This is a genomic window from Embleya sp. NPDC020886 (genome assembly GCF_044333915.1).
GTDB lineage: Bacteria > Actinomycetota > Actinomycetes > Streptomycetales > Streptomycetaceae > Embleya.
Window position 1 is genome coordinate 1,389,579 of sequence record NZ_JBIRRX010000001.1, and the last position, 25,696, is coordinate 1,415,274.

Consider the following 25,696-nt stretch of genomic DNA (forward strand, 5'->3'; position numbering starts at 1 on the left):
CCGAACAAACCGGGCCCTACGAGGATAGCGCCGTCGGGAGAAGGCTCCACGCGCCAGTGCCGGCGATGCCGCCGAAAGGCTCCGCTACCAGGATTTGAACCTGGACCATGGGGACCAAAACCCCGTGTGCTGCCGAGTTACACCATAGCGGAATGAATCGGGCATTCCGCTTGACAGGCGGGTGCGTCCCGTTTTCACGGCACCCACTATGCCGGCCCCTCGGCTCTTCGTGCGCGAATAACCCCCCGTCGGCCCGACGGAACATCGCCACGAGCGCGCGCCGCGGACCCGCGCGAGCCCGGTCCGACGCCGCGCGCATGCCGTCGAGCGGGCGCGGAAAGCCTCTCCGACGTGGGATTCACCGGAAGAATCGGAGAGGGTACAGACACCTCACTTTCCGCTCATGACCTGCCATACTGACAGAACTTACGGCTCCGTAGGTTACGTCGCCGTAGCGTTGTCCGCCCCCGACCTGAGGGACTCCTCATGACCCCTTCCCCCGGCGCCGGCGTGCTCGAAGCCGAACGGAAGTCCGCCACCGACACCGCACCGCGCGGCACCCTCGGCGGCGAGCGCAAGCACTTCGCCGAGCAGATCGCCCTGGCGCTCTTCATCGGCATCCCGTTCCTCGCGCTGGTGGCAGCGGTGCCGGCGGCATGGGGTTGGGGGCTGTCCTGGCACGACGTGGTGATCGCGGTCGTGATGTACGCCATCACCGGCCACGGAATCACGATCGGGTTCCATCGTTACTTCACCCACGGGTCGTTCAAGGCCAAACGCTGGGTCCGGATCATGCTCGCGATCGCGGGCAACATGGCGGTGCAGGGGCCGCTGGTGCGGTGGGTCGCCGACCACCGCAAGCACCACAGGTTCTCCGACAAGGACGGCGACCCGCACTCGCCGTGGCGCTACGGCACCAGCGTCGGCGCGCTGGCCAAGGGTCTGTGGTGGGCGCACATGGGATGGCTGTTCGACGTCGAGCAGACCTCGCAGGAGAAGTACGCGCCGGACCTGCTCAAGGACCGCGACATGGTGCGCGTCTCCCGGCAGTTTCCGCTGTGGGTCGCGGTCTCGCTGGCCGTTCCCGCGCTGGTCGGCGGCCTGTGGGCATGGTCGTGGCAGGGCGCGCTGACCGCGTTCTTCTGGGCCGGCCTGGTCCGGGTGGGACTGCTGCACCACGTGACCTGGTCGATCAACTCGATCTGCCACGCGATCGGTGACCAGCCGTTCAAGTCCCGGGACCGTTCGGGCAACGTGTGGTGGCTGGCGATCCCCTCGATGGGCGAGTCCTGGCACAACCTGCACCACGCGGATCAGACCAGCGCACGACACGGCGTACTGCGCGGCCAGCTCGACAGCAGCGCCCGGACGATCCGCTGGATGGAGAAGCTCGGCTGGGTCCGGGACGTACGTTGGCCGGACCGGGAACGGGTCGCGGCTCGCCGCGCGGCATGATGGGCCAGTGACCGAGAGCAGCAGGCGGAGTGCACCGCGCGGCGGCGGTCGTGTGCGCATGACCGGGAAAGAGCGTCGCGAGCAGTTGATCGACATCGGTCGAACACTGTTCGCGGAGCGTGGCTACGACGCGACGAGTGTCGAGGAGATCGCGCACAAGGCGGGTGTCTCGAAGCCGGTGGTCTACGAACACTTCGGCGGCAAGGAAGGTCTGTACGCCGTCGTGGTGGACCGCGAGACCAGCGCATTGTTGGACGGGGTGACCGGCGCACTGACCGGCGGGCACCCCAGGGAACTGCTCGAACAGGCGGCCTTCGCCCTCCTCGACTACATCGACCACAACACCGACGGCTTCCGGATCCTGGTCCGGGACTCGCCGGTGGCCCAATCCACCGGCACCTTCGCATCGCTGATCAGCGACATCGCCTCCCAGGTCGAGGACGTACTCGGCCTGGAGTTCAAGTCGCGCGGCTACGACCCGAAGCTCGCCCCGATGTACGCCCAGATGCTGGTCGGCATGGTCGCCCTGACCGGCCAGTGGTGGCTCGACGTCCGCCGCCCGAAGAAGGCCGACGTCGCGGCCCACCTGGTCAACCTGGCCTGGAACGGCCTCTCCGGCATAGAACCCAGACCGAGGCTGGTCGGCCGCCGCAGCTCGTGAGAAGGGGTGTCCGAAACACCCGACAAGGAGGGGCCGCCCCACCGAGGGCGGCCCCTTCGTCGTCTCGGTGACTGTGACGGTCGTAAGCATCACCTGATCACGGCAAGTGGCCTTCCCAGGCACGCTCCGGGCCGGGAGAACCTGTCGCAACGGATGCCGGCGCGGCGGAGCCCGAGGGAACGGCGGCCTCGGCGGGCACCTGGGTGGGCCGCCGGACGACCTCGACGATGAGTGGCGTTGCGGTGGTTCTACATCCGTGACGAAGAGGTCCGGTCGAAGCCTTCCGCCACGGACGACGGCCGCCTCGGGAGGTCTCCCGGGGTGGCCGCTGCCGTGTGCGTAGTGGTGTGTGGTCAGGTGGGGCGGTTCGGCGGAAAAGGTGGCTTCGGCCAGTCGGCGATCGGGCCGAGGGTGAAGCCGGTGCGTTCCAGGTCGGAAAGCAGGGCGAACCAGGCGTGGCCGTTGGCGGGTTGCACGGTGGCGAGTTTGCCTTGGTCGACGGCCCACAGTTCGGTGAGTTCGCCGTCCGGGCGGTGCGTGGGGTCCTCCGGGCCGACGTAGCGCACGCGTCGGTACAGGATCGGCGGCGGCGGGGCGAGGATCACCAAGTCGTGGATGCGGCATACGAATTCGAGCCCGTCACGGCCGCGTAGGTAGATGCACGTGCCGATGACGTCCATCAACGTCCCGTCCCGCTCGGAGACGGCATCCCGGCAGAGCGCGTGCCGGTGACGCTCGAAGAACTCCGTGCCGACGCGAAGGTCGTCCCCGCTGTGCGAGACCACCTCCCGGCGGGGTCGGGCCGCCTCTTGGCGTCGCATGACGAGCGCGGCCTGCCGTACGAGGTAGGCGAGTCGGGCGTTTTGGAAGGCGTCGGCGGTCGTGGCGTCGGCCGGCGAAATGACGTCCACTTCGTTGGTATCTGGCATCGTGGGTACTGTCCTTTCCATTGGGCACGTAGGGGGCGAGCTGCTGTCCAAGGCGATTGCTCGCCCCCTACATCGGTTGGGCGGCGGCTTGCAAACCAACCACCTTGTGGTCGTGCGGAATTCGGCCCCCCAGGTGGCGCGTTCCTCCTTCACATCCGACGACCGCCCGGGTGCGCTCCGAGGGCCCTCGCACTGGCGGGTCTCGAACCGCCGCGCGATTCGAGTCGGCGCAGAGCGGCCGAAGGCCAAACTGTCTCCACAGAGCAACAAATCTCACCATCCGTGCGATTCATGTCGCTATCTGTAGCCTGCTCCTATCCTGGCGAAAGTGCAACACACTCTTCAGATCTCGACATGCACTTATTGATTCGCGTGTTGACAGGCTCGTGGGCATCCAGACTTGGCGCGCATCGGTATGCAAAGAAGGAGGCGAACCATGGCGGCGATCCCGACCGTGCGGCGGCGTATGCTGGGCTTGGAGTTGCGCAAACTCCGATGCGCAGCAGAACTTACGGCCGAAGAAGCGTCCGACCGGATGGGCTGGCATCCGACGAAGATGAGCCGCATCGAGTACGGGCGCACCGGACTCAAGTCTCATGATCTCGCTCGGGTGCTCGACATCTACGGAGTCGTGGATGTCGCAACCAAAGAGGCTCTGACGGAACTCGCCCGGCACAGCAGACTTCGCGTGTGGTGGGCGCCGTACAGCGACGTCGTTTCGAGGCGTTACGCGGATTACCTGGCGTTCGAGGCCGAAGCGACGTCGGCTCGGAGCCATCAGGTGACGCTTGTCCCCGGCCTGCTCCAGACACCCGACTATGCCCGCACCGTCACGCGCAGCCTCTCGCCGGTCAGCACTCCGTCCCAGGTCGACGCCTTGGTGGACGTTCGCCTGGCCCGTCAGGCCGCGACACTGTCGCGCTCGACTCCTCTGGAACTCTGGGCGATCGTCGACGAGTCGGCGTTGCGGCGCGCCATCGGAGGACCGGCCACCATGAGGCGACAACTACAGCACTTGCTCGCCGTGTCCGAGCAGCCGAACATCACCCTGCAAGTGCTGCCGTTCGCGTCCGGGGCACATGCGGGCCTGCTCGGATCATTCGTGATTCTGGAGTTCCCGATTCCCGGCGATCTCGACGTCGTGTATGTCGAAGAGCAGACCAGTAATCTCTTTATCGAACGGGATGACGATCTGAAGACATACTCGAGCACCTTCGACCTCCTACGTGCTGCGGCAGCGGACGTCGAACCCTCGCGTGATTTGATGCACACGATCGCTAAGGACCTGAAGTAATGAGTAGCCATCCGCGCGATGCCTGGCGCAAGAGCACGCACAGTGGGGCTCAAGGAGACTGTGTCGAGGTCCGCGATGATCTCCCGGGCTTCGTCCCGGTCCGCGACTCGAAGGACCCGAGCGTCGGACACCTGACCATCACGTCGGCAGCGTGGAAGGCCTTCGCGCACGCGCTTCGCGGCTGACGCGCCCGGTGTGATGCCGCCCTCGCCGGCGAACGACGTCCGGCGGCTCCTTCGGCCGGGAGACTACCGCCGGAGATACTGTCGCCACCGATAGTATCTCCGGCGCTACCACTGGCTACCCCCGACGATGTGGGCCCGTTCCGCCGCGCACGGGGTCACCCGCCGACGGCCCCGGAGCCTTCGGTGCCGGGGCCGTCTTCGCGTAGGCGCGAGTGTGTCAGCCCAACACCGCTCGCAGTTGGTCCAACGACCACTCCAGGTCGTCCTTGGAGATGACCAGGGGTGGGGCGATGCGGATGGTCTGGCCGTGGGTGTCCTTGACCAGGACGCCTCGGTCCATCAGGGCCTGGGAGACCTCGCGCGCGGTGCCGTGGGCCGGGTCGATGTCGACGCCCGCCCACAGGCCGCGACCGCGCACGGTGACCACCGAGTGGCCCACCAGGGCGGCGAGTTCGCGGTGGAGGTGGTCGCCGAGGTCGGCGGAGCGCTGCTGGAACTCGCCGGAACGCAGGATCTCCAGCACCTCCAGACCCACCGCGCAGGCCAGCGGATTCCCGCCGAACGTCGAGCCGTGCTCGCCCGGTGCGAAGACGCCGAGCACCGCGCGCGAGGACACCACGGCCGAGATCGGCAGGATGCCGCCGCCGAGCGCCTTGCCCAGGATGTACATGTCCGGCACCACACCCTCGTGCTCGCACGCGAAGGTGCGACCGGTGCGCCCGAGCCCGGACTGGATCTCGTCGGCGATGAACAACACCCCGCGCTCCGCGGTGACCCGACGCACCTCCGCCAGATAGCCCGGCGGCGGGACCAGCACGCCGGCCTCGCCCTGGATCGGCTCGATCAGCACCGCCACCGTGTCGTCGGTGATCGCCGCCCGCAGCGCCGCCGCGTCGCCGTAGGGCACCACGTCGAAGCCCGGGGTGTACGGGCCGAAGTGCCGGCGCGCCTCCTCGTCCGTGGAGAAGCTCACGATCGTGGTGGTGCGGCCGTGGAAGTTGCCGGCCGCGACCACGATCCTGGCCTGCCCGTCCGGCACACCCTTGACCTCGTAGCCCCACTTGCGCGCGGTCTTGACCGCGGTCTCCACCGCCTCCGCGCCGGTGTTCATCACCAGCACCATCTCCATGCCGGCCAGCTCCGCGAGCTGCTCGCAGAACGGCGCGAACCGGTCGTTGTGGAACGCCCGGCTGGTCAGCGTGACCCGATCCAGTTGCCGCTTGGCCGCGTCGATCAGGCGCGCGTTGCCGTGCCCGAAGTTGAGCGCGGAGTACCCGGCCAGCATGTCCAGATAGCGGCGACCCTCGACATCGGTCATCCAGGCGCCGTGCGCCTGGGCCACCACGATCGGCAGCGGGTGGTAGTTGTGCGCGCTGAACTCCTCGGCCTGTTCGATCAGTCGGGTGCTCTCGACTCCCGGGCCGGCCTGGCGGCCGATCCCGGACTGGTGCTCGGAGGAGGGGACGGGCGAGTGCTGCGTGCTCATGACGTCCTTTCGCAACGGTGGAGATCGCTCGGGATGTGGTGGGAGGGATCCGTGGTACGAGGGCAAATGAAGGTACGAAAACCAGGAAAACGCACAACAGCGGCAAGAAGGATGAACTCACCCGAGTGTGCACGGACGGGATACCCCGCGAAGGCGTGCGATCAACGACCGGCGCGCAGTTCCAGTACGCAACTGCGCACGCCCGCACCGTGGGCCGCGAATGCCGACATGTCCAGCTCGATCGTACGAAAACCCCGGCCCGCGAGCCGGGCCGCGAGCGCCGGTGTCGTGTCACCCAATAGCACGCTGCGCCCGTCGGAGACGGCGTCCAGGCCGAGCGCGAGCGCGTCCGCCTCGTCGACCTCGATCCGCTCCGGGAACACCCGGGCCAAGCGACGCTGCGCCCGAGGCGTGAACGCCCCCGGGTAGAAGGCCACGGTGTGCTCGCCCAGCACGGTCAGCGCCGAGCCGAGCCGCTCGAAGCGCGGGTCGGCGAGTTCGAGCGCAAGCACCGGCAGGCCGAAGAACGCCTCCGCCTCGGCATGCGCGGCCGGCTCCGTCGACGGTCCCGCCGCGGCCAACAGTCGCGGTCCGGCCGGGATCAGATCGCTCTCGCCCTCGTGCGCGAACACCGGTTCCAGACCCGCCCGGAAGCCGTGCCGATCGAACCACTCCAGGTAGACCGGCGTCTCGGCGGAGCGATCCGCCGCACGGGGCCGCGCCCCCAACACCCGCCCGCCGACCACGGTCGCGGCCCGCGCGGCGAACACCATGCCGGGCAGCCCCGGCCGGCCCGGCACCAGGCTCACCCGATGCCCCAGCGCGATCAGCGTCCCGCGCAACCGCTCCCACTGCCCCATCGCGGCGGTGGTCCGCGCCGCGGACCCGGCCACCGCCGGATCCAAGAACACCGGCGGGCACATCACGTAGTGCCGCAGCTCGGCCGCCCGCGGGGCGACGAACCCGCGGCGCCGCTGTCGAGGCATCCGCGCTCGCTCGGCTCCGGGCGATACGCGCTCCGCCCGCAGCACGGAGCGACCCGATCGACCGCAGCACGAGGTGAGGCGCACGCGATATCCCCTTCTCGCGGACGGCGGCAGCGCACGGGTACACGGGATTTCCGCGACCCACGTCGACGTGCCGTGCCGTTGGTGTAGCCGTGCATGGCGGCAGGCCGGGGCCGGAGGCGATCGTCACCGTGGATGTGCGGTCGACGACCCTGTGTATCGGCCGTCCACAGCCTAGGTTGCGCCGGAAGGAGCGGTAAAGCCACCTGCGTTGTGCACCACCGCACGATCGTTGCGTGTTCCCCGGGGCGCTCACCCGCTTTGTTGTGCGCCCGGCGCGGACGTCGTGCGGCTCCCCTGACCGGATCCGCCTCACGCGCCTGAGAGAATGGCGTCATGGCATCGACGCGTCCCCGTGTTCTGTCCGGAATCCAGCCCACCGCGGATTCGTTCCACCTGGGCAACTACCTGGGTGCGATCCGTCAGTGGGTGCCGCTCCAGGACAGCCACGATGCCTTCTACTGTGTGGTCGACCTGCACGCGATCACGGTTCCCCAGGACCCGAAGGAATTGCGCGAGCGCACCCGGATCTCCGCCGCGCAACTGCTCGCGGTCGGCCTCGACCCCGAGCGCTGCACGCTGTTCGTCCAGAGCCACGTGCCCGAGCACGCGCAGCTCGCCTGGATCATGAACTGCGTGACCGGCTTCGGCGAGGCCGCGCGGATGACCCAGTTCAAGGACAAGTCCGCGAAGCAGGGCAGCGACCGCACCACGGTCGGCCTGTTCACCTACCCGGTGCTCCAGGTCGCGGACATCCTGCTCTACCAGGCGGACGCGGTCCCGGTCGGCGAGGACCAGCGCCAGCACCTGGAGCTGACCCGCGACGTCGCGCAGCGCTTCAACTCGACCTACGGCCAGACCTACGTCATCCCCAAGCCGTTCATCGTCAAGGAGACGGCCAAGATCGTCGACCTCCAGGACCCGACGATCAAGATGAGCAAGTCGGCCTCGGCCCCCAAGGGCATCGTCAACCTGCTCGACGACCCCAAGGTCAGCGCGAAGAAGATCCGCAGCGCGGTCACCGACACCGGCACCGAGGTGCGCTTCGACGAGACCGAGAAGCCGGGCGTGTCCAACCTGCTCACCATCCACTCGGCGCTGTCCGGCACCTCGATCGCCGCGTTGGAGGAGCGATTCGCGGGCAGGGGCTACGGCGACCTGAAGAAGGAGGTGGCCGAGGTGCTCGTCGAATTCGTGGAGCCCTTCCAGGAGCGCGTACGCACCTACCTGGACGACCCGAGCGAGCTGGACAAGGTGCTCGCCCGAGGTGCGGAGAAGGCTCGCGCGGTGGCGTCCGAGACGCTGGCCAAGACCTACGACCGTGTCGGCTTCCTGCCCCCGGTGACCGGCCGGACGGGAGTCTGAGGCGCAGCACATGGCGAAGCGCACCATCGGGGTGTCGATCGCGATTCCCGAGCCCTACGGCAGCGAGCTGCAGGCTCGCCGCGCCGGGTTCGGGGATCCGCTCGCGAACGCCATCCCGACCCACGTGACCCTCCTGCCGCCCACCGAGGTGGCCGACGAGGCGATGGCCGACGTCGAGGAACATCTACGCGCGGTCGCCGCCGACGAGGCCCCGTTCGACATACACCTGCGCAGCACCGGCACCTTCCGGCCGACCTCGCCGGTGGTGTTCGTCCAGGTCGCGCGTGGCATCCCGGAGTGTGAGCGGATCGAGGCCGCGGTGCGTTCGGGGCCGTTGGAGCGCGAGTTGCACTTCCCGTATCACCCGCATGTGACCGTCGCGCACCACCTGCCGGACCATATGCTCGACCTCGCGTTCGCCGAACTCGTGGACTACGACGCGGTCTTCCCGATCTGGGGCTTCAGCCTCTACGAGCACGGCGCCGACGGGGTGTGGCGTCCGCAACGTGACTTCGCGTTCGGCCAGTCGTTGCCAGGTCCCTTGCCCGTGTGACGCCGCCGTGGCCACCCGGGACGTCACAGAGTGGAGTCGGGTGTGGGTCGGGCATCGAAGGGGCAGCCGTCATCCGTGGCGATCAAGGAACGATTGACGCGGATCCCGATCATCGGCCCCACCTGGCGAGCGTATTCACGCTACGGCGACCGACAGGGCAATCGGCTTGCCGCAGCGGTGACCTACTACGGCTTCCTGTCGCTGTTCCCGCTGATCACCCTCGCCGCGGCGGTGGTGGCCGCGGCGCTGGACGCGTCCCAGGTCCGACGCATGCAGAACAAGATCTCCGAGCAGATCCCCGGCATCGCGGACAAGCTCGACCTGGACGCGCTGGTGCGCAACGCCGGCGCGGTCGGGGTGATCGGCGGCGCGCTGCTGCTCGTGTCCGGGACCGGATGGGTCGACGCGACCCGCTCCTCCATCCGAGCGTTGTGGGACGTGGACGAGGAACCCGGCAACGTGTTCGTGCGCAAGTTCGCCGACGTGGGCGTGTTGATCGGCCTGGGGCTGGCGCTCGCGCTGTCGGTGGGCGCGTCCACGTTCGCGACCGTCGTGATCCGGGAGATCTCCGACTCGATCGGACTCGAACACCAGCCGGTGGGCCGGATCCTGCTCCAGATCGCCGCGTTCGCGGTCGCGGTCGGCGCGAGCGTGGTGTTGTTCCTCTACCTGCTGGTCGGGATGCCCCGGCTGACCATGCACCGGTCGGTCGCGATCCAGGGCGCGCTGATCGGCGCGGTCGGCTTCGAGTTGTTGAAGTTGCTGGTGTCCTCGTACATCGCGGGGGTCGCGGGGAAGAGCGCGTACGGCGCCTTCGGGGTGCCGGTCGCACTGCTCCTGTGGATCTACTTCGTGACCCGCCTGCTGCTGTTCTGCGCGGCCTGGACGGCCAACGCCCAGGAGACCGCGGACATCGCGGAGAACGCCGAAGCCGCGGCGGAAAAGGCGGCGGCGGAACCCGCGTTGGACCTGTCCCGCTACACCGCGAAGACCGCCCACCCGGCCCGCACCTACGGCCTGGCGATCGCCGGCACCGCCGCCCTGGGCATCCTCCTGGAGCGCTTCACCCGAAACCCCCGGTAAACCCGGCCCACTTCGGCCGACCGGCGTCCACAGCCGATGCGGCCCGGCCGGCGTTCGAGGCCACCCGACCCGGGCAACCGCTAAGGCTGCATGTCCTCGAACCGAACCCCGGTATTCCCCTCGCGCCGCCGAAGGGCGAACAACACACCGCCGCCCAACACGAGCGCCGCCGGCACCCCCAGCCCCGCCCACAGCCCCCAGTTGAAGCCCTTGTCCTTCGAGGAAGACGCCGCGTGAGCGGTTTTCGCGTCGCCCGACCCGGCCTGGGCCGACTTCGAACTCTTGTCCTTCTTATCGCCGCCCGGCACCGCGAGCGGCTCGACCAACGCACCGACCGGCTTCGCCTGGGCCAGCGCGGCGAAGCCCCAGTCGAGCAACTTCCCGGTGTCCTCGTAGGTCTTGCCCTTGCCCTCGACGTGCATCAGGCTCACCAGCAGCGTGTGGCCGCCGCGTTGCGCACCGCCGACGAAGGTGTTGCCGGCGTTGGTGGTGTAGCCGTTCTTGACGCCGATCATCCCCGGATACTGGCCGAGCATCGTATTGGTGTTCTGGATCTGGAACTTGGCCCCCGCCACACCCGGGAAGTCGGCGACCTTCGTGCTCGCGTAGGACCGGAAGTCGTTGTTCTTGAGTCCCTCACGGGCGAACAGTGCGAGGTCGTACGCGCTGGAGACCTGACCCGGCGCGTCGTAGCCGTCCGGCGAGACCACATTCGTGTCGCCCGCCTGGAGCTGCTTGGCCCGCTCGTTCATCTGCTGCACCGTCGCGGGCACGCCGCCGTTCATCGCGCACAGCACATGCACCGCGTCGTTGCCCGAGCGCAGGAACACACCCCGCCACAGGTCCTCGACCTTGTAGGTCTCGTTCTCCTTTATCCCGACCAGGCTGCTGCCCTCGCCCAGGTTCTGCAGATCGGCGGGCGCCACCAGACGGGTGGTGTTGCGGTCGATCTTCGGCAGCACCGTGTCGGCGAACAACATCTTGAGCGTGCTGGCCGGCGGCAGTTTCCAGTGCGGGTTCTTCGCCGCCAGGATCTTGCCGGTGTCCGCGTCCGCGACCACCCAGGACCAGCCCTCGACGGCGGGCAACGGCGGTGTGCCGGGCGGCAGGTCGCTCTGTACACCGGCCTGGGCCAGGCGCGGTCCGCCGATGTCGGACATCGGCGTCGGTGGTTGGGGCTCCGGCGTGGAACCTGCGGCCAGTGCGGCCGGAGCAGGAACGAACGCGAAAACGAGCGCGGCAGCACAGAACACGGCCGGCTTGCGAGAAGCCCGGAACCAATCAGACATGTGATGAGCGTACTGGCGGCCCCCGGCTGCGGTTGGTCGACCGCGCCGCCGCATACTGAACCGGGACAAATTTGCTGGGGTTTCGACCGAGGAACAGGTGCTTCACGTTGAGGATCGGCCGAGGTATTTCCACCTGTCTGGTGTTGTTCGGCGTCTGGAGCTGGATCCTGTGGCCGAACTTCCTCAAGAACATCTGGGCCGACGACCGGTCCTGGAACGACGGCGCGACCACGTTCTTCCTGATCCATCTGGCCCTGACGATCGTCTCGTTCGTGGCGGGCAACGCGATCGGCTGGCTCGGCGTCAAGGGCCTGCGCGCGACGCGGACCCCGCAGTCGTGACCGACGACCCCGCCCGGTGCCCGGCGCACGCGGTGCCGGCCGGACCCGAGTTGTTCTCGCGCGAGTTCGTCGCCGACCCGTACCCGGCCTACGCACACTTGCGCGAGCACCGGCCCGTGCACTGGACGACGCTGCCCAGCGGAGTCGAGGCGTGGCTGGTCACCCGGTACGCGGACGCCAAGCAGGCACTCGCCGACCAGCGGCTGAGCAAGGACCCACGCTGGTCCGAGGCGGCATGGAAGCAGGGCAAGGTCGGCATCCCCGGCGAACGTTCGGGCGTGGGCGCGCACCTGCTCAACCTCGACCCGCCGGACCACACCCGATTGCGCCGGCTGGTCGCGAAGGCTTTCACACCCCGACGGATCGAGGAGTTCCGGCCCCGTATCCAGGAATTGACCGACTCCCTCCTCGACGACTTCGCACGCAACGGCGAGGCCGACCTGATCCACGACTTCGCGTTTCCGCTGCCGATCCACACGATCTGCGATCTGCTCGGGGTGCCCGAGGAGGACCAGGCGGACTTCCGGACCTGGGCCGGGATGATGGTGCGGCACGGGGGCGGCCCGCGTGGCGGCGTCGCCCGGTCGGTCAAGAAGATCCGGGGCTACCTGGCCGAGTTGATCCATCGCAAGCGGGCTGCGCCGAGCACCGACCTGATCTCCGATCTGATCCGGGCGAGCGACCATGACGACCACTTGACCGAAGCGGAAGTCGCCGCCATGTGCTTCGTGCTTCTGTTCGCGGGTTTCGAAACCACGATCAACCTCATCGGCAATGGAATGCACGCACTCTTCTCGAACCCGGAGAAGCTTCGCGAAATCCGATCGCATCCGACCTCCCTCCCGTCCGCGATCGAGGAACTGCTGCGCTACGACGGACCCGTGGAGCTGGCGACGTGGCGCTACGCCACCCGCTCGCTGACCATCGGCGATCAGGAAATCGCGGCGGGCGAGCCGGTACTCGTCGTGCTCGCGGCGGCCGACCGGGACCCGCGCCGGTTCGCCGAGCCCGATCTGCTGGATCCGGCCCGCGCGGACAACCAGCACCTCGCGTTCGGACACGGCATCCACTACTGCATCGGCGCACCGCTGGCCCGGTTGGAGGGCCAGATCGCGATCGGCACGCTGCTGAGTCGGCTGCCGGACGTACGGCTCGCCCGGCCCGAGGACGAACTGCGGTGGCGCGGTGGGCTGATCATGCGGGGCCTGCAGCGGCTGCCGGTGACCTTCACCCCGGAGGCGGGCCCCGCGGACACGGGATCGCCGGCGAACTGAGCCGATCCACCGGCCGGGATCCGAGCGGCCGGGTCGGTGTCCGAAGCCGGGCACGCGGACACGGCGGCGGGCCGGTGGATCGTCATCCACCGGCCCGCCGCCGTGTGCACCCCCGCCGACTTTCTCCCCGGGTCGCCCCCCGACCCCCTCGTTTCATCGCCCCCTGCGCGCGTTCCCCGCCCCGTGCTTCCCCGCCCCGCTTTACCCCGGTGCTCGTCCCGTTCCCCCACTTTTCCCGGCCCCTCCCCCGAGTCCCCCCACAATTCCCCCCGGGCCGGCCACCCCCACGCCCCCACGTGTCATTCCTCGGTCGCCGCCTTCCGACCGCTCCGGCGTTACTTCCCCAAGACGCCTTCGCGGATCGTGAGCGGGGCCGTTCCCCCACCCCCGAGAGGCCGGGGCTAGTCGTGTCCGGTCAGTGCGACGAGTTCGGCAAAAGTGGGTCGGCCGGTCCGGTCACTCGCGGCGCGTCGCTCCCGACGCGGGCCGCCGACCGGCCGATTGATGCATGTCATGCCTTGCTCCTGTTCCCCGAGGCGAACCCTTGCGGTTGCGCTCCCAACAGGGACTTGTCTACAGGCAGCCGTTCCCGACACACAACGGGTGCTTGACACATTTGATCACCAAGAGTGAATCATGGCCATGAAATGGTCAAAGAGGTTTGTTTCAGGCGTGGTTGTCGAACGGCGCGACAAGCGAACGCAAAAGCCCGGCGAGCGCCGCCTGCTGATCGACCGTCAGACCGGCCAGGATGGCCCGCTCCTGGCCGAGCAGCTCGGCCATCGCCGCGTCGACCCGGTCGCGACCGTCCTCGGTCAGCCGGACCAGCACACCGCGCCGGTCGTCCGGGTCCGGCAGCCGCAACACCAGACCCTTGGCGGCGAGGCGGTCGATGCGATTGGTCATCGTCCCGGAGGTCACCAGGGTCTGGGTGAGCAGTTGGCCGGGCGAGAGCTGGTACGGCGCGCCGTCCCGGCGCAGCGCGGAGAGCACGTCGAACTCCCACGGTTCGAGGTGGCGCGCGGAGAACGCGGTACGCCGGGCCCGGTCCAGATGCCTCGCCAGTCGGGTGACCCGGCTCAGTACTTCGAGGGGTTCGACGTCGAGGTCCGGGCGCTCCCGCTTCCATGCCGCGACAAGCCGGTCGACCTCGTCTTTCATGGGATCATTCTAGCGAGTCGTTCGATGCCGAGCCTCTTGATATCGAGATAAGACTGAGCAATATCCGACACTTTCCTTCGGATGCGACCGACTTCGGGCGCCCGGGAAAGCCGTGGACCCGATCGAGCCGGCGCCGGCAGGGTGAAGCGCATGAACCCCAGCCACCCGGACCGTACCCGACGCGTCGCGAACGCCGCCCGCGCCCTGCATGGACTCGCCCTCGGCGACGCCTTCGGCGAACAGTGGTTCGCCTACCGAGGCGCCGAACTCACCGAGCGGCAGACCCGCCGGATCGCACCGGAAGCCGGGTTCTGGCACTGGACCGACGACACCGCGATGGCGCTGTCCGTACTGCGCATCCTGCACCTGTGCGACGACGTGGACCAGGACGCGCTGGCCACGCACTTCGCCGCGTCCTACACGGCCGACCCGCATCGCGGCTACGGCCCGTCGATGCACGGCGTGCTGCGCGCGATCCACGAGGGCGAGTCGTGGCGCGAGGTGACGCGCCGCCAATTCGGGGGCCAGGGTTCGTGGGGCAACGGCGCCGCGATGCGGGTCGCGCCGCTGGGCGCCTGGCACGCGGACCGGGACCTCACCCACGTCGTGACCGAGGCCGAGCGCTCCGCCGCGACCACGCACGCCCACCCGGAGGCGATCGCGGGCGCGGTCGCGGTGGCCGTCGCGGCGGCCCTGGCGACCCGGGGGCGGGACGAACCGGCCCCGGATCCGGTCGAGTTCCTGACCGAGGTGGCCGGGCACACCCCGGAAAGCGACGTGGCCGCCGGCCTGCGCACCGCCTCCCGGCTGCCCGCCGGCAGCTCGGTCCGGCACGCGGTGAGCGTGCTGGGCAACGGGTCGCGGATCAGCGCCCCCGACACGGTCCCGTTCGCCCTGTGGACCGCGGCCCACCACCCGGACAGCCTCCACGACGCGCTGTGGGAAACCGCCCGCGGTCTGGGCGACGTCGACACCACCTGCGCGATCACGGCCGGCGTGGTGGCCGCCCGCACCGACCCGACCGACATCCCCGCCTCCTGGCTCGCCGCCCGCGAACCCCTTCCGAACTGGGTCCGCACGGGCGGCCTCGCACCGGGCTGACCGACGTGACGGCGGGTCCGCCGACCCCGTCGGCGGACCGGGTCCGGGCGTCGGGTGCCGACCGTCCGGGCGCGGGTGGCGACGCCGACCCGGTCGAGGGTGTCGATCGCGGCGAGGGGTCGGATGATCCGGTCGAATCGGGCAGCACGAGCAAACCCGCCCGTAACCCCGCGCCCGCGGGCCACGATGGGGGCGTGCGACTGGACGGCCTGGACAAACAAATCGTGGCTCACCTCGTCCTCGACGCCCGGGCGAGCTTCGCCGGGATCGGGGCCGAGATCGGCTTGTCCGCCCCCGCGGTCAAGCGCCGGGTGGACCGGCTGCGGGCGGCGGGGGTGATCCGGGGCTTCCACGCGCGGGTGGATCCGCACGCACTGGGCTGGACCACCGAGGCACTCGTGCAGATCACCTGCGCGCCGCGCACCTCTCCCGGCCAACTGCTCGCCTGCCTGCGCGGGCATCCCGAGGTGATCGGCGCGGACAGCGTTGCCGGCGACACGGACGCGGTGCTGCGGATAACCGCGACCGACGTACGGCACCTGGAGGAAGTGTTGGACCGGCTCCGGGACGAACCCCTGGTGCTCGGCACCCGCACCACCATCGTGCCGAGCAGGCTCCTGGAGCACGCCGGGGGCGGGCCGTTCGGCCCGCCCCCGGTCGGCACCGACTGATCGGCACCGGGCGCCGATCTACGGCGCCCGGCTCGGGATCAGATCAGGCCCAGCTCGCGCACCGCGTCGCGCTCCTCGGCCAGCTCCCGCACCGACGCGTCGATCCGGCCGCGGGAGAACTCGTTGACGTCCAGGCCCTGGACGATCTCCCACTTGCCGTCCTTGCAGACGACCGGGAAGGACGAGATGAGGCCCTCGGGCACACCGTAGGAGCCGTCCGAGACGACACCCATCGAGGTCCAGTCGCCGTCGGCGGTGCCGTTGACCCAGGTGTGCACGTGGTCGATCGCCGCGTTGGCCGCGGACGCCGCCGAGGACGCGCCGCGCGCCTCGATGATCGCCGCGCCGCGCTTGGCGACGGTCGGGATGAAGGTGTCCGCGAGCCAGGTCTGGTCGTCGACCACCTCGGCGGCGTTCTTGCCGGCGATCTGCGCGTGGAAGATGTCCGGGTACTGGGTGGCCGAGTGGTTGCCCCAGATGGTCAGCTTGGCGATCTCGGTGACCGCGACGCCGGTCTTCTTCGCGAGCTGGGTCAGCGCGCGGTTGTGGTCCAGGCGGGTCATCGCGGTGAAGCGCTCGGCCGGTACGTCCGGCGCGTGCTGCTGCGCGATCAGCGCGTTGGTGTTGGCCGGGTTGCCGACCACGAGCACCTTGATGTCGTCCGCGGCGCCGGCGTTGATCGCCTCGCCCTGCGGCTTGAAGATGCCACCGTTGGCGGCCAGCAGGTCGCCTCGCTCCATGCCCTTGGTACGCGGACGGGCGCCGACCAGCAGGGCCACGTTCGCACCCGCGAAGCCGTCGGTCGGGTTGTCGAAGATGTCGATCCCGTCGAGCAGCGGGAACGCGCAGTCGTCGAGCTCCATCGCGGTGCCCTCGGCGGCCTTGACCGCCTGCGGAATCTCCAGAAGGCGCAGGCGCACGGGGGTGTCGGGGCCGAGCAGGTGACCGGAGGCGATGCGGAACAGCAGCGCGTAGCCGATCTGACCGGCCGCGCCCGTGACGGTGACGTTGACGGGGGTACGGGACATTGCGCGCGGGTCTCCTCTGCTGCGGCGGGATCCGACGCCGATGGCAGTGTGCCGGTAGCTCGGCATCGAGATACTTTTCGCCGCCACATTACTCCCGCCCCCGGGGCCGCTCGGCCAACCACCGGTGTGAGGTTCGCCCCGAACCGGTTTCCGTCCGCCGGGTTTTCGTTTCGGCGGAACCGACCGGTAGGTTCGTCACTTGTCGAAGTCGATTGACCCCGGAGGGTGACTACATGTTCGCGTCGGTCCCGACCGAGTCGACCCACCGGCCCACCCTCGACCCGCTGGGCGCGTCGGTGTCGGCCGATGCCGCCGCGCCCCAGGCGATCGACGTGATCGCCCTCGGCTGGGTGGACAACGCCGGCATCACCCGGGTCAAGACGATCCCGTACGGGCGCCTGGACGCGGCCGCCACGCACGGCGTGGGCTTCTCCCCCGTGTTCGACGTGTTCCTGGCCGACGACTCGATCACCGCCGGCACGCTGGTCGGCGGGCCGACCGGCGATCTGCGGCTGATCCCCGACCTGGCGGCGCTGCGTCCGCTGGCCGCGCAACCGGGCTGGGCCTGGGCACCCGGCGACCGCTACACCCAGGACGGCGTGGCGTACGCGGGCTGCCAGCGCACCTTCGCCCGGCGGATGACCGCCCGCGCCGGGCTGCGCGGGTTGTCGCTGCGGATGGGCTTCGAGGTGGAGTGGATCACCGGCACCGAGGACCCGGCCGGCCGCTTCCTGCCCGCCTTCCACAAGGCCGCGTACGGGATGACCCGGGTGGTCCGGGTGTCCGGCCAACTGCGCGAGCTGGTCCGCGCGCTGGCCGCCCAGCACGTGAGCGTGTTGCAGGTGCACCCCGAATACGCGGCGGGCCAGTTGGAGGTGTCCGTGGCGCCGGAGGATCCGGTCGGCGCGGCGGACACCACGATCCTGGTGCGCGAGACGATCCGCGCGGTCGCCGCCCGGCACGGGCACACCGTCAGCTTCGCGCCGTGCGTGCTGCCCGGCGAGGTGGGCAACGGCGCCCACCTGCACTTCTCGCCGTGGCGGGACGGGACGAACCTGTGCCACGGCGGCGAGGGGCCCCAGGGACTGACCCACGAGGGCGAGGCGTTCCTGGCGGGCGTCCTGCGCGAGTTGCCCGCGCTGCTGGCCATCGGCGCGCCGGGCGCGGCCAGTCACCTGCGGCTGGAGCCGGACCGGTGGGCGGGCGTGTACCACTGTTGGGGTCTGGAGAACCGGGAGGCGGCGTTGCGGCTGGTCACCGGGATGACCGGCGAGCGGCAACACACGGCGAACGCGGAGCTCAAGTGCTTCGACGCGACCGCCAATCCGTACCTGGTGGTCGGCACGGTGATCGCGGCCGGGCTGGCCGGCATCGAGGACGGCCTGCGGCTGCCGACGGAGGTGCCGGGCGATCCGTCGGCCGTGGCCGGCGTGCCCCGGCTGCCGGATTCGCCGGCCGCCGCGCTGGCCGCCCTGGAGGCGAGCGAGGTGCTGCGCGAGGCCCTCGGCGAGACGCTGTTCGACGCGATCACCGCGGTCCGCCGGGCCGAGATCGCCCGCGCCGCCGAGATGACCCCGGCCGAGATCGCCGCCGAGGCGCGCCGGTTGTACTGAGGCCGCTGGTACGGATGTGACGCGGGCCGAGGGGAGGCGACCTCCCCTCGGCCCGCGCGCCTACGAACCGGTGCGTTTGGGCACCCACGGCAGATCGACGAGCGGTTCGGGGATGCTCAGCCCCAGAAGCAGTACCGCGGCGCCGAAGAACAGCAGCACACCCACGTCGGTGAACCGGCTGCGAACCGCCAGCACCCCCACGTCGGCTACGAACAGCCGCAGTATCGCGGCGATCAGGAAGGTGCCCGCGATCAGGACCGCGGCGATCCGGAAGCCGTCGAGCGCGGCGGTCAGCAGGGCCGCGATCAGGCAGCCGAAGACCACCATCGCGGGCCACTCCCGCAGCGGCCCCGGTCCGGCCGGCGAGGCACCACCCTCGGGCAGGTAGGTGCCCGGCTCCTTCTTCCTGCCGTCCTTGCGTCGCCCCCGAGCGGTTGCCACAGGTCCCACCTCTCCTCATCCCGGCACGAGCGACACCGTGCCGGGCCCGGGCCCGGCGAGCGCGGGTCGCCGGCGGGCGCCCACGATCGCGCGGCCCGCGGCCCGACGCGGTTCGATCACAGGCTGGTGACCTGCCGCTCGGCGGCCTCGATGACGTTGGTGAGCAACATCGCGCGGGTCATCGGACCCACGCCGCCGGGCATCGGCGCCACCCAGGCGGCCTTCTCGTACGCCTCCGGGTGCACGTCGCCGACCAGACCCTGGTCGGTGCGGGTGATGCCCACGTCCAGCAGCACCGCGCCGGGCTTGACCATGTCCGCGCTGATCAGGCCGGGCACGCCGGCGGCGGCGACCACGATGTCCGCCTGGAGCACGTGGAACGGCAGTTCCTTGGTGCCGGTGTGGCACAGGGTCACCGTGGCGTTCTCGGTGCGGCGGGTGAGCAGCAGGCCGATCGGACGGCCGACGGTGACGCCTCGGCCGATCACGCACACCTCGGCGCCGTTGATCTCGATGTCGTGCCGGCGCAGCAGTTCGACGATGCCGCGCGGGGTGCACGGCAGCGGCGCCTCCTGGCCCAGCACCAGCCGGCCCAGGTTCATCGGGTGCAGGCCGTCGGCGTCCTTGTCCGGGTCCATCAGCTCCAGGACCCGGTTGGCGTCCAGGTGCCTGGGCAGCGGGAGCTGGACGATGTAGCCGGTACAGGCCGGATCCGCGTTGAGCTCGCGGACCACGTCCTCGACCTGCTCCTGCGTCGCGTCCGCGGGCAGGTTGCGCTGGATGCTGGCGATGCCCACCTGGGCGCAGTCGCGGTGCTTGCCGCGCACGTACGAGTGGCTGCCGGGGTCGTCGCCGACGAGCACGGTGCCCAGACCCGGCGTGATGCCGCGGGCCTTCAGTGCCTCGGCCCGAACGGCCAGTTCGGCTTTGATGGCGGTGGCGGTGGCCTTGCCGTCGAGGATCTGCGCCTTCAAGTTCTGTCTCCTGGTCCGCGGTTTGGGGCCGGTCGCTGCGATTGTCCCGGCTGCGATTGTTCCGTATCCGCGACGGACGCGCGGCGGGCCCCGTACAGGAACCGGGCGGGTGGGGCCAGGATGCGCCGCTGGACGAACGCGGGCAACTGCCGGGCGGGCAGTGGTTCGTTCGCCCGGGCGATGGTGCGACCCAGGCGCTTCAGGTGTTGGCGCAGCACCGGATACCCCCACAGGTCCGGCAGCTCGGGCAGCGTCGGGGGGCGGCGGTCCTCGGCGGCCGAGGCCAATTCGGCCAGGTAGGCGTCCAGCCGGTCGAGGTCGTCGGCGGGGATCGGTTCGGGTGGCTCGGCGCGGTAGGTCTCGGGGGTGGTCATCAGCCGGTAGCCGAGCCGCTGGGCGGTCACGATCGCGGGCCACAGGCGCTCGGCGTCCAGGCGACGGCCGGTGAACTCGCCCAGGGCCGCCTCGTACACGCTCCACAAATCGAGCAGTTCGCGCCGGGCCGCCCGGCGGGTGCTGCCCCACGCGGGATCGTCCACGATCTGCCCGGTGACCGTGGCCCGCAGCAACATCGCCTCGGCGCGGACGGCCCGGCCGAGTTGGCGCGGCAGTCGGGTCGCGGACGCCCGCGGCCACAACACCAGGCTCGCGGTCAGGCCGACGGCCAGACCCAGGACGGTGTCGATCACCCGGGTGGCGGCCAGATCGCCCACGTGCGCACCGGGTTGGCCGGTGGCGGCCAGGAACAGGCCGACCGGGGTCACGCACGCGGCGCCCACGGCCAGGTTGCGGGCGATCACCGTCTGCGTCGCGCCGAACAGCAGCGCGACGGCGATCACCACGAGCCACTGGTTGGGCATCAGGTCGTGGAAGAACAGCGCGATCACCGCGACGCCCACGAGGGTGCCGATCGCCCGTTGCAACACCCGGCCGAAGTCGAGCACGACGTTGCCGCCCTGGAGTGCGGCGCCGGCCGCGATGGCCACCCACACCGGGTGCACCACCGGCAGCAGCACGGCGGCCAGCGTCGCCGAGCCGACCCCCAGGCCGGTGCGCAGCGCGGTCGGCGGGACCAGGGACGAGCGGTCGAACGCGGCGCGCAGGCGCTCGCCGGCGGTGGGCCGGCGGCCCGGGATGATCTCGCCCTCCTTGACCGCCGGCCGGCCGGCCGCCTCGGCGGCGGACCGCAGCACCGTGCGCAGCAGCCGCTCGGCGGCGGTCTCGGTGTCGGCGAGCACCGCGGGCATCACCGGGACCAGCCGCGGCTGCCCCACCGCGCCGGCCAGCGCGCGCACGGTGTCGGTGATCTCCGGCGGCAGCGGCCGGGTGCGCTCGACGGCGAGCAGTTGCGCGGCCTGGAACAGGTCGAGCGCGCGCCGGCACAACACCCGCAGCCGACGGGCCTCACCGGTGCGTCGATTGCGCTTGGTGTCCGCGCGCAACACGGTCACCCACGCGGTGTGCACGGCCTCGGACGCGCGGTGCCGGGCGGCGTCGCTGGGTTGGTCGCCGATCGAGGCGAAGAAGTCGGCGAGCGCCTCGAAGCAGGCCGCGAGCGCCATGTGCTCGGGGTGGCGCGGTCGCACCAGCCAGCCGGACATCGACACCAGCCACGCGCCGGCGGCGCCCACGAGCACGAGCGCGGCCCGCTGCGGGACCAGGTCGGGTTGGTGCGGCAGGAAGGCGCCCATCGCGCAGACCAGGGTGAACATGTACCCGCCCGGGCGGTCCACCTGCAACGCGCCGCACAGGAAGGTGGCGACGGTGGCGACCAGGGTGATCACCGGGACGTACAGGAGCGCGGTGCCGGCCGCGAGCGAGCCCAGCGCCAGCGACAGGGCCAGGCCCAGGCCGACCAGCGCGAGGGTGATCGCCCGGCGCGCGTACGGCTCCTTGGCCGCGTACAGGACGGTGTAGCCGCCCAGCGCGGCGAACGTGCCGTAGCCGACGCCGAGCGCCGCGGTGACGATCGCGAACGGGATGCCCACGCCGAGCGCGGCACGCACCCCGGCCGCCCAGGTGAAACGTTTGCCGCTGAGCGTGACCAGCGGCTTGATCTGGTTCTGCGGGCCCAGCTCGGCCGGGTGCACCGCCGGGAACGGGGGCAGCGTGGGCGGGTCGGCGGAGGCCGCCGAGGGCCCCGGCGGCAACGCGAGTGGTGTGCGTTGGCCCTGGGGTCCCGGAGTCGCCTGATCCTGCATCCTCCTATGCAACGCACCTTTCACCGGGAATGCCAAGTCCCGCCTGCGCCGCGGCGCCCGGCCCGCTCGCCGGGTCCTGCCGCATGATCCCGATCACCAGTCCGATAAAGACCTACCGAGCGCCAACCGCCTCGGGATAGGGTGCCGCCTCCAACAGGCTCTCGGGTGGTGGGGGCGACGCCGGGCCCGTCACGGCGCTCGCGTGTCGACGAAACCCGGGGTCATCGGCGTCGTGCACCAGGTGTGTGCGCGTTCTCAGGGGAGAGTTCCGCATGTCCCAACCTCCGGGCCCGTACGGCCCGCCGCCCGGCTACGGCGCCGAGGGCCAGGGTCAGGGCTATGGCCAGCCCGCCTACGGCCAGCCGGCGTACGGCGAGCCCGGCTACGGTCCGCAGGCCGGTTACGGCCAGCCCTACGGCTACGGCCCGCCGCAGAATCTGGGCGACTACTGCGCGAGTTGGGGCCGCCGCGTGGGCGCGACCCTGCTCGACGGGCTCGTCATGATGCTGGCCGCGATCCCGTTCTACGGCGGGTTCTTCTGGTTCCTGAGCCAGAGCACCGTCACCGAGCACCTCGACGGCAGCGAGACGACCAGTTACGACGGCGGGGCCGGCCCGATCGTGGTGATGGTCGTCGGCGGCCTGGGGTTGTTGGTCTTCGGGCTCTGGCAGCTCTACCGCCAGGGCAAGACCGGCCAGACCATCGGCAAGGGCGCCGTGGGCATAAAGGTGCTGCGCGAGCGCGACGGCATGCCCACCGGCTTCGGCATGGCCTTCGTCCGCCAGATAGCGCACTTCCTGGACTCGATCGCCTGCTACGTCGGCTGGTTGTGGCCGCTGTGGGACTCGAAGAAGCAGACGTTCGCGGACAAGGTCTGCTCGACGGTCGTGGTCAAGGTCTGAGCACCACCGCACCGAGCGCGCGAGGCGCGACCCCGTCGGGGTCGCGCCTCGCGTGTGTTTCGGGTCCGGGCCGTCGGCCCGGTGCGGCTCGGTGGAAGGTGCGGACTCAGTGGAAGAAGTGCCGGGTTCCGGTGAAGTACATGGTGATCCCGGCCGCCCGCGCCGCCTCGATCACCTGTTCGTCGCGGACCGAACCGCCGGGCTGGACCACCGCGCGCACGCCGCCCGCGATCAGCACCTCCAGGCCGTCGGCGAACGGGAAGAACGCGTCGGACGCGGCCACCGAGCCGGCCGCCCGCTCGCCGGCGCGCTGCACGGCCAGCTTGGCCGAGTCGACCCGGTTGACCTGCCCCATGCCCACGCCCACGGTGGCGCCGCCGGACGCGAGCAGGATCGCGTTGGACTTGACCGCGCGCACCGAGCGCCAGGCGAACACCAGGTCGCGCAGCGTCTCGGCGTCGACGGGCTCGCCGGTGGCCAACGTCCAGGCCGCCGAGTCGTCGCCGGGCGCCTGGTAGCGGTCCGCGTTCTGCAGCAGCAGCCCGCCGTCGATCTGGCGGAACTCGGCGGGCGTGCGCGGCGCCTCGGGAGCGCGCAGCACCCGGATGTTCTTCTTGCGGGCGAGCACCTCGACCGCGCCGTCCTCGTAGTCGGGCGCGACGATCACCTCGGTGAAGATCTCCGCGACCTGCTCGGCCATCGCCACGCTCACCGGGCGGTTGACCGCGATCACGCCGCCGTAGGCGGAGACCGGGTCGCTCGCGTGCGCCCTGCGGTGCGCCTCGGCGACATCGGCGCCGATCGCGATCCCGCACGGGTTGGCGTGCTTGATGATCGCCACGCACGGCTGCTCGTGGTCGTACGCGGCGCGCCGGGCCGCGTCGGTGTCCATGTAGTTGTTGTAGGACATCTCCTTGCCGTGGAACTGCTCGGCGCCCGCGAGGCCGCCGGTGCCGTCCACGTACAGGGCCGCGGCCTGGTGCGGGTTCTCGCCGTAGCGGAGCACGTTCTCCCGGCGGCGGACCGAGCCGAGGAAGGCCGGGAAGCTCTCCTGGTCGGCCGGCGCGTAGCCGTTCGAGAACCAGGAGGCGACCGCGACGTCGTAGGCGGCGGTGTGCCCGAAGGCCTCGCCCGCGAGCCGCTTGCGCTGCGCGAGGTCGAAGCCGCCGACCTCGATCGCGGCGAGCACGTCGGCGTAGCGGTCCGGGCTGGTCACCACCGCGACGGACGGGTGGTTCTTGGCCGCGGCGCGGACCATCGACGGGCCGCCGATGTCGATCTGCTCGACACACTCGTCGTCGGACGCGCCCGACTCGACGGTGGCGGAGAACGGATACAGGTTGACCACGACCAGGTCGAACGGCCGTACGTCCAGCTCTTCGAGCTGCGCGCGGTGCGACTCCAGGCGCAGGTCGGCCAGGATGCCGGCGTGCACGCGCGGGTGCAGGGTCTTGACCCGGCCGTCCAGGCACTCCGGGAATCCGGTCAGTTCCTCGACCTTGGTCACCGGAACACCGGCGGCGGCGATCCGCCCGGCGGTGGAGCCGGTGGAGACCAGCTCGACGCCGGCCGCGTGCAGGCCCTGGGCCAGCTCCTCCAGGCCGGTCTTGTCGTACACGCTGATCAACGCGCGACGGATCGGGCGGCGTGCCTCGTCCTCGGTGGCGGTGGGGGTGGGGGCGGCGGAAGTCATGCGGGGATCCGGACCTTTCTTCCTTCGATGCGGTAGCCCTCGCGGGCCAGCCGGCCCACGACCTCGACGAGCAGGGTGCGCTCGACAGTCTTGATGCGCTCGTGCAACGCCTCGCCGCCGTCGGCGTGATCGCCGTCCTCGACCGTGACGACGCCCTGAGCGATGATCGGCCCGGTGTCCACGCCGGCGTCCACCAGGTGGACCGTGCAACCGGTCACCTTGGCGCCGTACGCGAGCGCGTCCCGGACGCCGTGCGCGCCGGGGAACGAGGGCAGCAGTGCGGGGTGGGTGTTGACGGTGCGTCCCTCGAACCGGGCCAGGAAACGCGGGCCCAGGATCTTCATGAAGCCGGCCGAGACCACCAGGTCGGGCTCGTACGCGGCGACCGCGTCGGCGAGCGCGGCGTCCCAGCTTGCCCGGTCCGGGTGGTCGCCGACCCGCTCCACGAAGGTGGGGACATCGGCCTGCTCGGCCCGGGTCAGCCCGGCGATCCGCTCACGATCGGCGCCCACGGCCACCACCCGCGCGCCGTACGCGGGATCCGCGCACGCGTCGAGCAGGGCCTGGAGGTTGGTACCGGAGCCGGAGACCAGCACGACGAGCCGGGCCGGCCCAGGGGTACGCGGGGCGTGAACGGCCACTGCTTTTCGGCTCTTTCCGGAAGGGAAGGGCGGGAGGGGCACCGAATGCATTCGGGCTCTCGCCGGGATCTCGCACGGGTCCGGCGGGCGTTCCCCGACAGGAGGCGGGAACACGGAGCGGCGCCCGTACGTCGGCAACGATAGCGTCAGGGGGTAGGCAGTACCGAACCGGCGGGGTGGGATGCCGGCGACGGGGCCGGCGGCAGGCCCTTGGGGCCACACGGCGCCGCCGCCCGACTACGGTGCACCCCGCACACGTACGATCCTGGGAAGGGAATCCCGCGATCC

Annotated in this window: 24 protein-coding genes and 1 tRNA gene; 13 read left to right on the forward strand and 12 right to left on the reverse strand. The window is 70.7% G+C overall.

From position 1 onward, the window contains the following. Positions 1 to 79: 79 nt before the first annotated feature. A tRNA-Gln gene (locus ACH4U8_RS05860) sits at positions 80 to 152 on the reverse strand. A 334-nt stretch (positions 153 to 486) separates the two neighbouring features. Between ACH4U8_RS05860 and ACH4U8_RS05865 the strand changes: the two genes are divergently transcribed. Beyond that, on the forward strand, positions 487 to 1,455 hold the full coding sequence (locus tag ACH4U8_RS05865; protein ID WP_395775906.1) for an acyl-CoA desaturase: 969 nt from the start codon (positions 487 to 489) through the stop codon (positions 1,453 to 1,455). Between the two features lie 58 nt (positions 1,456 to 1,513). Then, on the forward strand, positions 1,514 to 2,116 hold the full coding sequence (locus ACH4U8_RS05870; RefSeq protein ID WP_379989740.1) for a TetR family transcriptional regulator: 603 nt from the start codon (positions 1,514 to 1,516) through the stop codon (positions 2,114 to 2,116). A gap of 353 nt (positions 2,117 to 2,469) precedes the next feature. On the opposite strand, the gene ACH4U8_RS05875 is transcribed toward ACH4U8_RS05870, so the two are convergent. Beyond that, positions 2,470 to 3,045 carry a hypothetical protein gene (locus ACH4U8_RS05875; protein ID WP_395775907.1) on the reverse strand — a complete coding sequence of 192 codons (576 nt, stop codon included), beginning with the start codon at positions 3,043 to 3,045 and terminating at the stop codon, positions 2,470 to 2,472. A 436-nt stretch (positions 3,046 to 3,481) separates the two neighbouring features. Between ACH4U8_RS05875 and ACH4U8_RS05880 the strand changes: the two genes are divergently transcribed. Together ACH4U8_RS05880 and ACH4U8_RS05885 are read left to right on the forward strand one after the other, a co-directional pair. Beyond that, positions 3,482 to 4,339: a helix-turn-helix domain-containing protein gene (locus ACH4U8_RS05880; RefSeq protein ID WP_395775908.1), complete on the forward strand. Its 858-nt coding sequence runs from the start codon at positions 3,482 to 3,484 to the stop codon at positions 4,337 to 4,339. Beyond that, positions 4,339 to 4,524, forward strand: coding sequence for a DUF397 domain-containing protein (locus ACH4U8_RS05885; RefSeq protein ID WP_360307917.1), 186 nt, complete (start codon positions 4,339 to 4,341; stop codon positions 4,522 to 4,524). The genes ACH4U8_RS05880 and ACH4U8_RS05885 overlap by 1 nt, the downstream gene beginning before the upstream one ends. A 217-nt stretch (positions 4,525 to 4,741) precedes the next feature. Here ACH4U8_RS05885 and rocD read toward each other — a convergent pair whose 3' ends face one another. Beyond that, complete coding sequence (gene rocD / locus ACH4U8_RS05890; RefSeq protein ID WP_360307914.1) at positions 4,742 to 6,010, reverse strand: ornithine--oxo-acid transaminase; 1,269 nt, start codon at positions 6,008 to 6,010, stop codon at positions 4,742 to 4,744. 161 nt (positions 6,011 to 6,171) lie between these two features. After that, on the reverse strand, positions 6,172 to 6,996 hold the full coding sequence (locus ACH4U8_RS05895; RefSeq protein WP_360307911.1) for an amidinotransferase: 825 nt from the start codon (positions 6,994 to 6,996) through the stop codon (positions 6,172 to 6,174). Between the two features lie 417 nt (positions 6,997 to 7,413). On the opposite strand from ACH4U8_RS05895, the gene trpS reads away from it, so the two are divergent. From trpS to ACH4U8_RS05910, 3 genes are all read left to right on the forward strand, one after another. Then, complete coding sequence (trpS, locus tag ACH4U8_RS05900) at positions 7,414 to 8,442, forward strand: tryptophan--tRNA ligase (protein ID WP_395775909.1); 1,029 nt, start codon at positions 7,414 to 7,416, stop codon at positions 8,440 to 8,442. Positions 8,443 to 8,452: 10 nt separating this feature from the next. Continuing rightward, positions 8,453 to 8,995: a 2'-5' RNA ligase family protein gene (locus ACH4U8_RS05905; RefSeq protein ID WP_360307905.1), complete on the forward strand. Its 543-nt coding sequence runs from the start codon at positions 8,453 to 8,455 to the stop codon at positions 8,993 to 8,995. A gap of 75 nt (positions 8,996 to 9,070) precedes the next feature. Next, entirely contained in the window at positions 9,071 to 10,078 is a 1,008-nt protein-coding gene (locus ACH4U8_RS05910; RefSeq protein ID WP_395775910.1) for a YihY/virulence factor BrkB family protein, read from the forward strand. Positions 10,079 to 10,158: 80 nt separating this feature from the next. Here ACH4U8_RS05910 and ACH4U8_RS05915 read toward each other — a convergent pair whose 3' ends face one another. Then, on the reverse strand, positions 10,159 to 11,367 hold the full coding sequence (locus ACH4U8_RS05915; protein WP_360307899.1) for a serine hydrolase: 1,209 nt from the start codon (positions 11,365 to 11,367) through the stop codon (positions 10,159 to 10,161). A 107-nt stretch (positions 11,368 to 11,474) separates the two neighbouring features. On the opposite strand from ACH4U8_RS05915, the gene ACH4U8_RS05920 reads away from it, so the two are divergent. After that, a complete protein-coding gene (locus ACH4U8_RS05920) occupies positions 11,475 to 11,708 on the forward strand; it encodes an SCO4848 family membrane protein (protein WP_360307896.1) in 234 nt (77 codons plus the stop codon). Further along, a complete protein-coding gene (locus tag ACH4U8_RS05925) occupies positions 11,705 to 12,982 on the forward strand; it encodes a cytochrome P450 (RefSeq protein ID WP_395775911.1) in 1,278 nt (425 codons plus the stop codon). Before ACH4U8_RS05920 ends, ACH4U8_RS05925 begins: the two co-directional genes overlap by 4 nt. Before the next feature lie 666 nt (positions 12,983 to 13,648). Here ACH4U8_RS05925 and ACH4U8_RS05930 read toward each other — a convergent pair. Next, the gene (locus tag ACH4U8_RS05930; RefSeq protein WP_360307890.1) at positions 13,649 to 14,143 is read right to left on the reverse strand and encodes a MarR family transcriptional regulator; all 495 of its coding nucleotides are present in this window, start codon (positions 14,141 to 14,143) and stop codon (positions 13,649 to 13,651) included. 150 nt (positions 14,144 to 14,293) lie between these two features. On the opposite strand from ACH4U8_RS05930, the gene ACH4U8_RS05935 reads away from it, so the two are divergent. Both ACH4U8_RS05935 and ACH4U8_RS05940 read left to right on the forward strand, forming a co-directional pair. Continuing rightward, positions 14,294 to 15,244 carry an ADP-ribosylglycohydrolase family protein gene (locus tag ACH4U8_RS05935; RefSeq protein WP_395775912.1) on the forward strand — a complete coding sequence of 317 codons (951 nt, stop codon included), beginning with the start codon at positions 14,294 to 14,296 and terminating at the stop codon, positions 15,242 to 15,244. Between the two features lie 194 nt (positions 15,245 to 15,438). Continuing rightward, positions 15,439 to 15,915 carry an Lrp/AsnC family transcriptional regulator gene (locus tag ACH4U8_RS05940; RefSeq protein WP_395775913.1) on the forward strand — a complete coding sequence of 159 codons (477 nt, stop codon included), beginning with the start codon at positions 15,439 to 15,441 and terminating at the stop codon, positions 15,913 to 15,915. Positions 15,916 to 15,953: 38 nt separating this feature from the next. Here ACH4U8_RS05940 and ACH4U8_RS05945 read toward each other — a convergent pair whose 3' ends face one another. Then, a complete protein-coding gene (locus tag ACH4U8_RS05945; RefSeq protein WP_395775914.1) occupies positions 15,954 to 16,943 on the reverse strand; it encodes a malate dehydrogenase in 990 nt (329 codons plus the stop codon). 233 nt (positions 16,944 to 17,176) lie between these two features. Here ACH4U8_RS05945 and ACH4U8_RS05950 point away from each other — a divergent pair, with 233 nt between their 5' ends. Further along, positions 17,177 to 18,556, forward strand: coding sequence for a glutamine synthetase (locus ACH4U8_RS05950; RefSeq protein WP_395775915.1), 1,380 nt, complete (start codon positions 17,177 to 17,179; stop codon positions 18,554 to 18,556). A gap of 60 nt (positions 18,557 to 18,616) precedes the next feature. On the opposite strand, the gene ACH4U8_RS05955 is transcribed toward ACH4U8_RS05950, so the two are convergent. From ACH4U8_RS05955 to ACH4U8_RS05965, 3 genes are all read right to left on the reverse strand, one after another. Further along, positions 18,617 to 18,997 carry a DUF3017 domain-containing protein gene (locus ACH4U8_RS05955; protein ID WP_360307875.1) on the reverse strand — a complete coding sequence of 127 codons (381 nt, stop codon included), beginning with the start codon at positions 18,995 to 18,997 and terminating at the stop codon, positions 18,617 to 18,619. Positions 18,998 to 19,113: 116 nt separating this feature from the next. Then, positions 19,114 to 19,971, reverse strand: a complete 858-nt coding sequence (locus ACH4U8_RS05960; protein ID WP_379992649.1) for a bifunctional methylenetetrahydrofolate dehydrogenase/methenyltetrahydrofolate cyclohydrolase — start codon at positions 19,969 to 19,971, stop codon at positions 19,114 to 19,116. Next, the gene (locus ACH4U8_RS05965; RefSeq protein ID WP_395775916.1) at positions 19,968 to 22,172 is read right to left on the reverse strand and encodes an FUSC family protein; all 2,205 of its coding nucleotides are present in this window, start codon (positions 22,170 to 22,172) and stop codon (positions 19,968 to 19,970) included. The genes ACH4U8_RS05960 and ACH4U8_RS05965 overlap by 4 nt, the downstream gene beginning before the upstream one ends. 272 nt (positions 22,173 to 22,444) lie before the next feature. Here ACH4U8_RS05965 and ACH4U8_RS05970 point away from each other — a divergent pair, with 272 nt between their 5' ends. Beyond that, a complete protein-coding gene (locus ACH4U8_RS05970; protein WP_360307866.1) occupies positions 22,445 to 23,074 on the forward strand; it encodes an RDD family protein in 630 nt (209 codons plus the stop codon). A 106-nt stretch (positions 23,075 to 23,180) separates the two neighbouring features. Here ACH4U8_RS05970 and purH read toward each other — a convergent pair whose 3' ends face one another. Together purH and purN are read right to left on the reverse strand one after the other, a co-directional pair. Continuing rightward, a complete protein-coding gene (purH, locus tag ACH4U8_RS05975) occupies positions 23,181 to 24,767 on the reverse strand; it encodes a bifunctional phosphoribosylaminoimidazolecarboxamide formyltransferase/IMP cyclohydrolase (protein ID WP_360307863.1) in 1,587 nt (528 codons plus the stop codon). Continuing rightward, on the reverse strand, positions 24,764 to 25,408 hold the full coding sequence (gene purN / locus ACH4U8_RS05980) for a phosphoribosylglycinamide formyltransferase (RefSeq protein WP_360307860.1): 645 nt from the start codon (positions 25,406 to 25,408) through the stop codon (positions 24,764 to 24,766). Before purN ends, purH begins: the two co-directional genes overlap by 4 nt. Between the last annotated feature and the right edge of the window lie 288 nt (positions 25,409 to 25,696).

Excerpts from the sequence above, each read along its gene's own strand:
- ACH4U8_RS05950 (WP_395775915.1), top strand. The coding sequence starts at position 17,177 with ATGTTCGCGTCGGTCCCGACCGAGTCGACCCACCGGCCCACCCTCGAC.
- ACH4U8_RS05930 (WP_360307890.1), bottom strand. The coding sequence starts at position 14,143 with ATGAAAGACGAGGTCGACCGGCTTGTCGCGGCATGGAAGCGGGAGCGC.
- rocD (WP_360307914.1), bottom strand. The coding sequence starts at position 6,010 with ATGAGCACGCAGCACTCGCCCGTCCCCTCCTCCGAGCACCAGTCCGGG.
- ACH4U8_RS05895 (WP_360307911.1), bottom strand. The coding sequence starts at position 6,996 with ATGCCTCGACAGCGGCGCCGCGGGTTCGTCGCCCCGCGGGCGGCCGAG.
- ACH4U8_RS05945 (WP_395775914.1), bottom strand. The coding sequence starts at position 16,943 with ATGTCCCGTACCCCCGTCAACGTCACCGTCACGGGCGCGGCCGGTCAG.
- ACH4U8_RS05870 (WP_379989740.1), top strand. The coding sequence starts at position 1,514 with ATGACCGGGAAAGAGCGTCGCGAGCAGTTGATCGACATCGGTCGAACA.
- ACH4U8_RS05935 (WP_395775912.1), top strand. The coding sequence starts at position 14,294 with ATGAACCCCAGCCACCCGGACCGTACCCGACGCGTCGCGAACGCCGCC.
- ACH4U8_RS05875 (WP_395775907.1), bottom strand. The coding sequence starts at position 3,045 with ATGCCAGATACCAACGAAGTGGACGTCATTTCGCCGGCCGACGCCACG.
- ACH4U8_RS05965 (WP_395775916.1), bottom strand. The coding sequence starts at position 22,172 with ATGCAGGATCAGGCGACTCCGGGACCCCAGGGCCAACGCACACCACTC.
- ACH4U8_RS05885 (WP_360307917.1), top strand. The coding sequence starts at position 4,339 with ATGAGTAGCCATCCGCGCGATGCCTGGCGCAAGAGCACGCACAGTGGG.
- ACH4U8_RS05970 (WP_360307866.1), top strand. The coding sequence starts at position 22,445 with ATGTCCCAACCTCCGGGCCCGTACGGCCCGCCGCCCGGCTACGGCGCC.
- ACH4U8_RS05880 (WP_395775908.1), top strand. The coding sequence starts at position 3,482 with ATGGCGGCGATCCCGACCGTGCGGCGGCGTATGCTGGGCTTGGAGTTG.
- ACH4U8_RS05905 (WP_360307905.1), top strand. The coding sequence starts at position 8,453 with ATGGCGAAGCGCACCATCGGGGTGTCGATCGCGATTCCCGAGCCCTAC.
- ACH4U8_RS05915 (WP_360307899.1), bottom strand. The coding sequence starts at position 11,367 with ATGTCTGATTGGTTCCGGGCTTCTCGCAAGCCGGCCGTGTTCTGTGCT.
- purH (WP_360307863.1), bottom strand. The coding sequence starts at position 24,767 with ATGACTTCCGCCGCCCCCACCCCCACCGCCACCGAGGACGAGGCACGC.
- trpS (WP_395775909.1), top strand. The coding sequence starts at position 7,414 with ATGGCATCGACGCGTCCCCGTGTTCTGTCCGGAATCCAGCCCACCGCG.
- ACH4U8_RS05865 (WP_395775906.1), top strand. The coding sequence starts at position 487 with ATGACCCCTTCCCCCGGCGCCGGCGTGCTCGAAGCCGAACGGAAGTCC.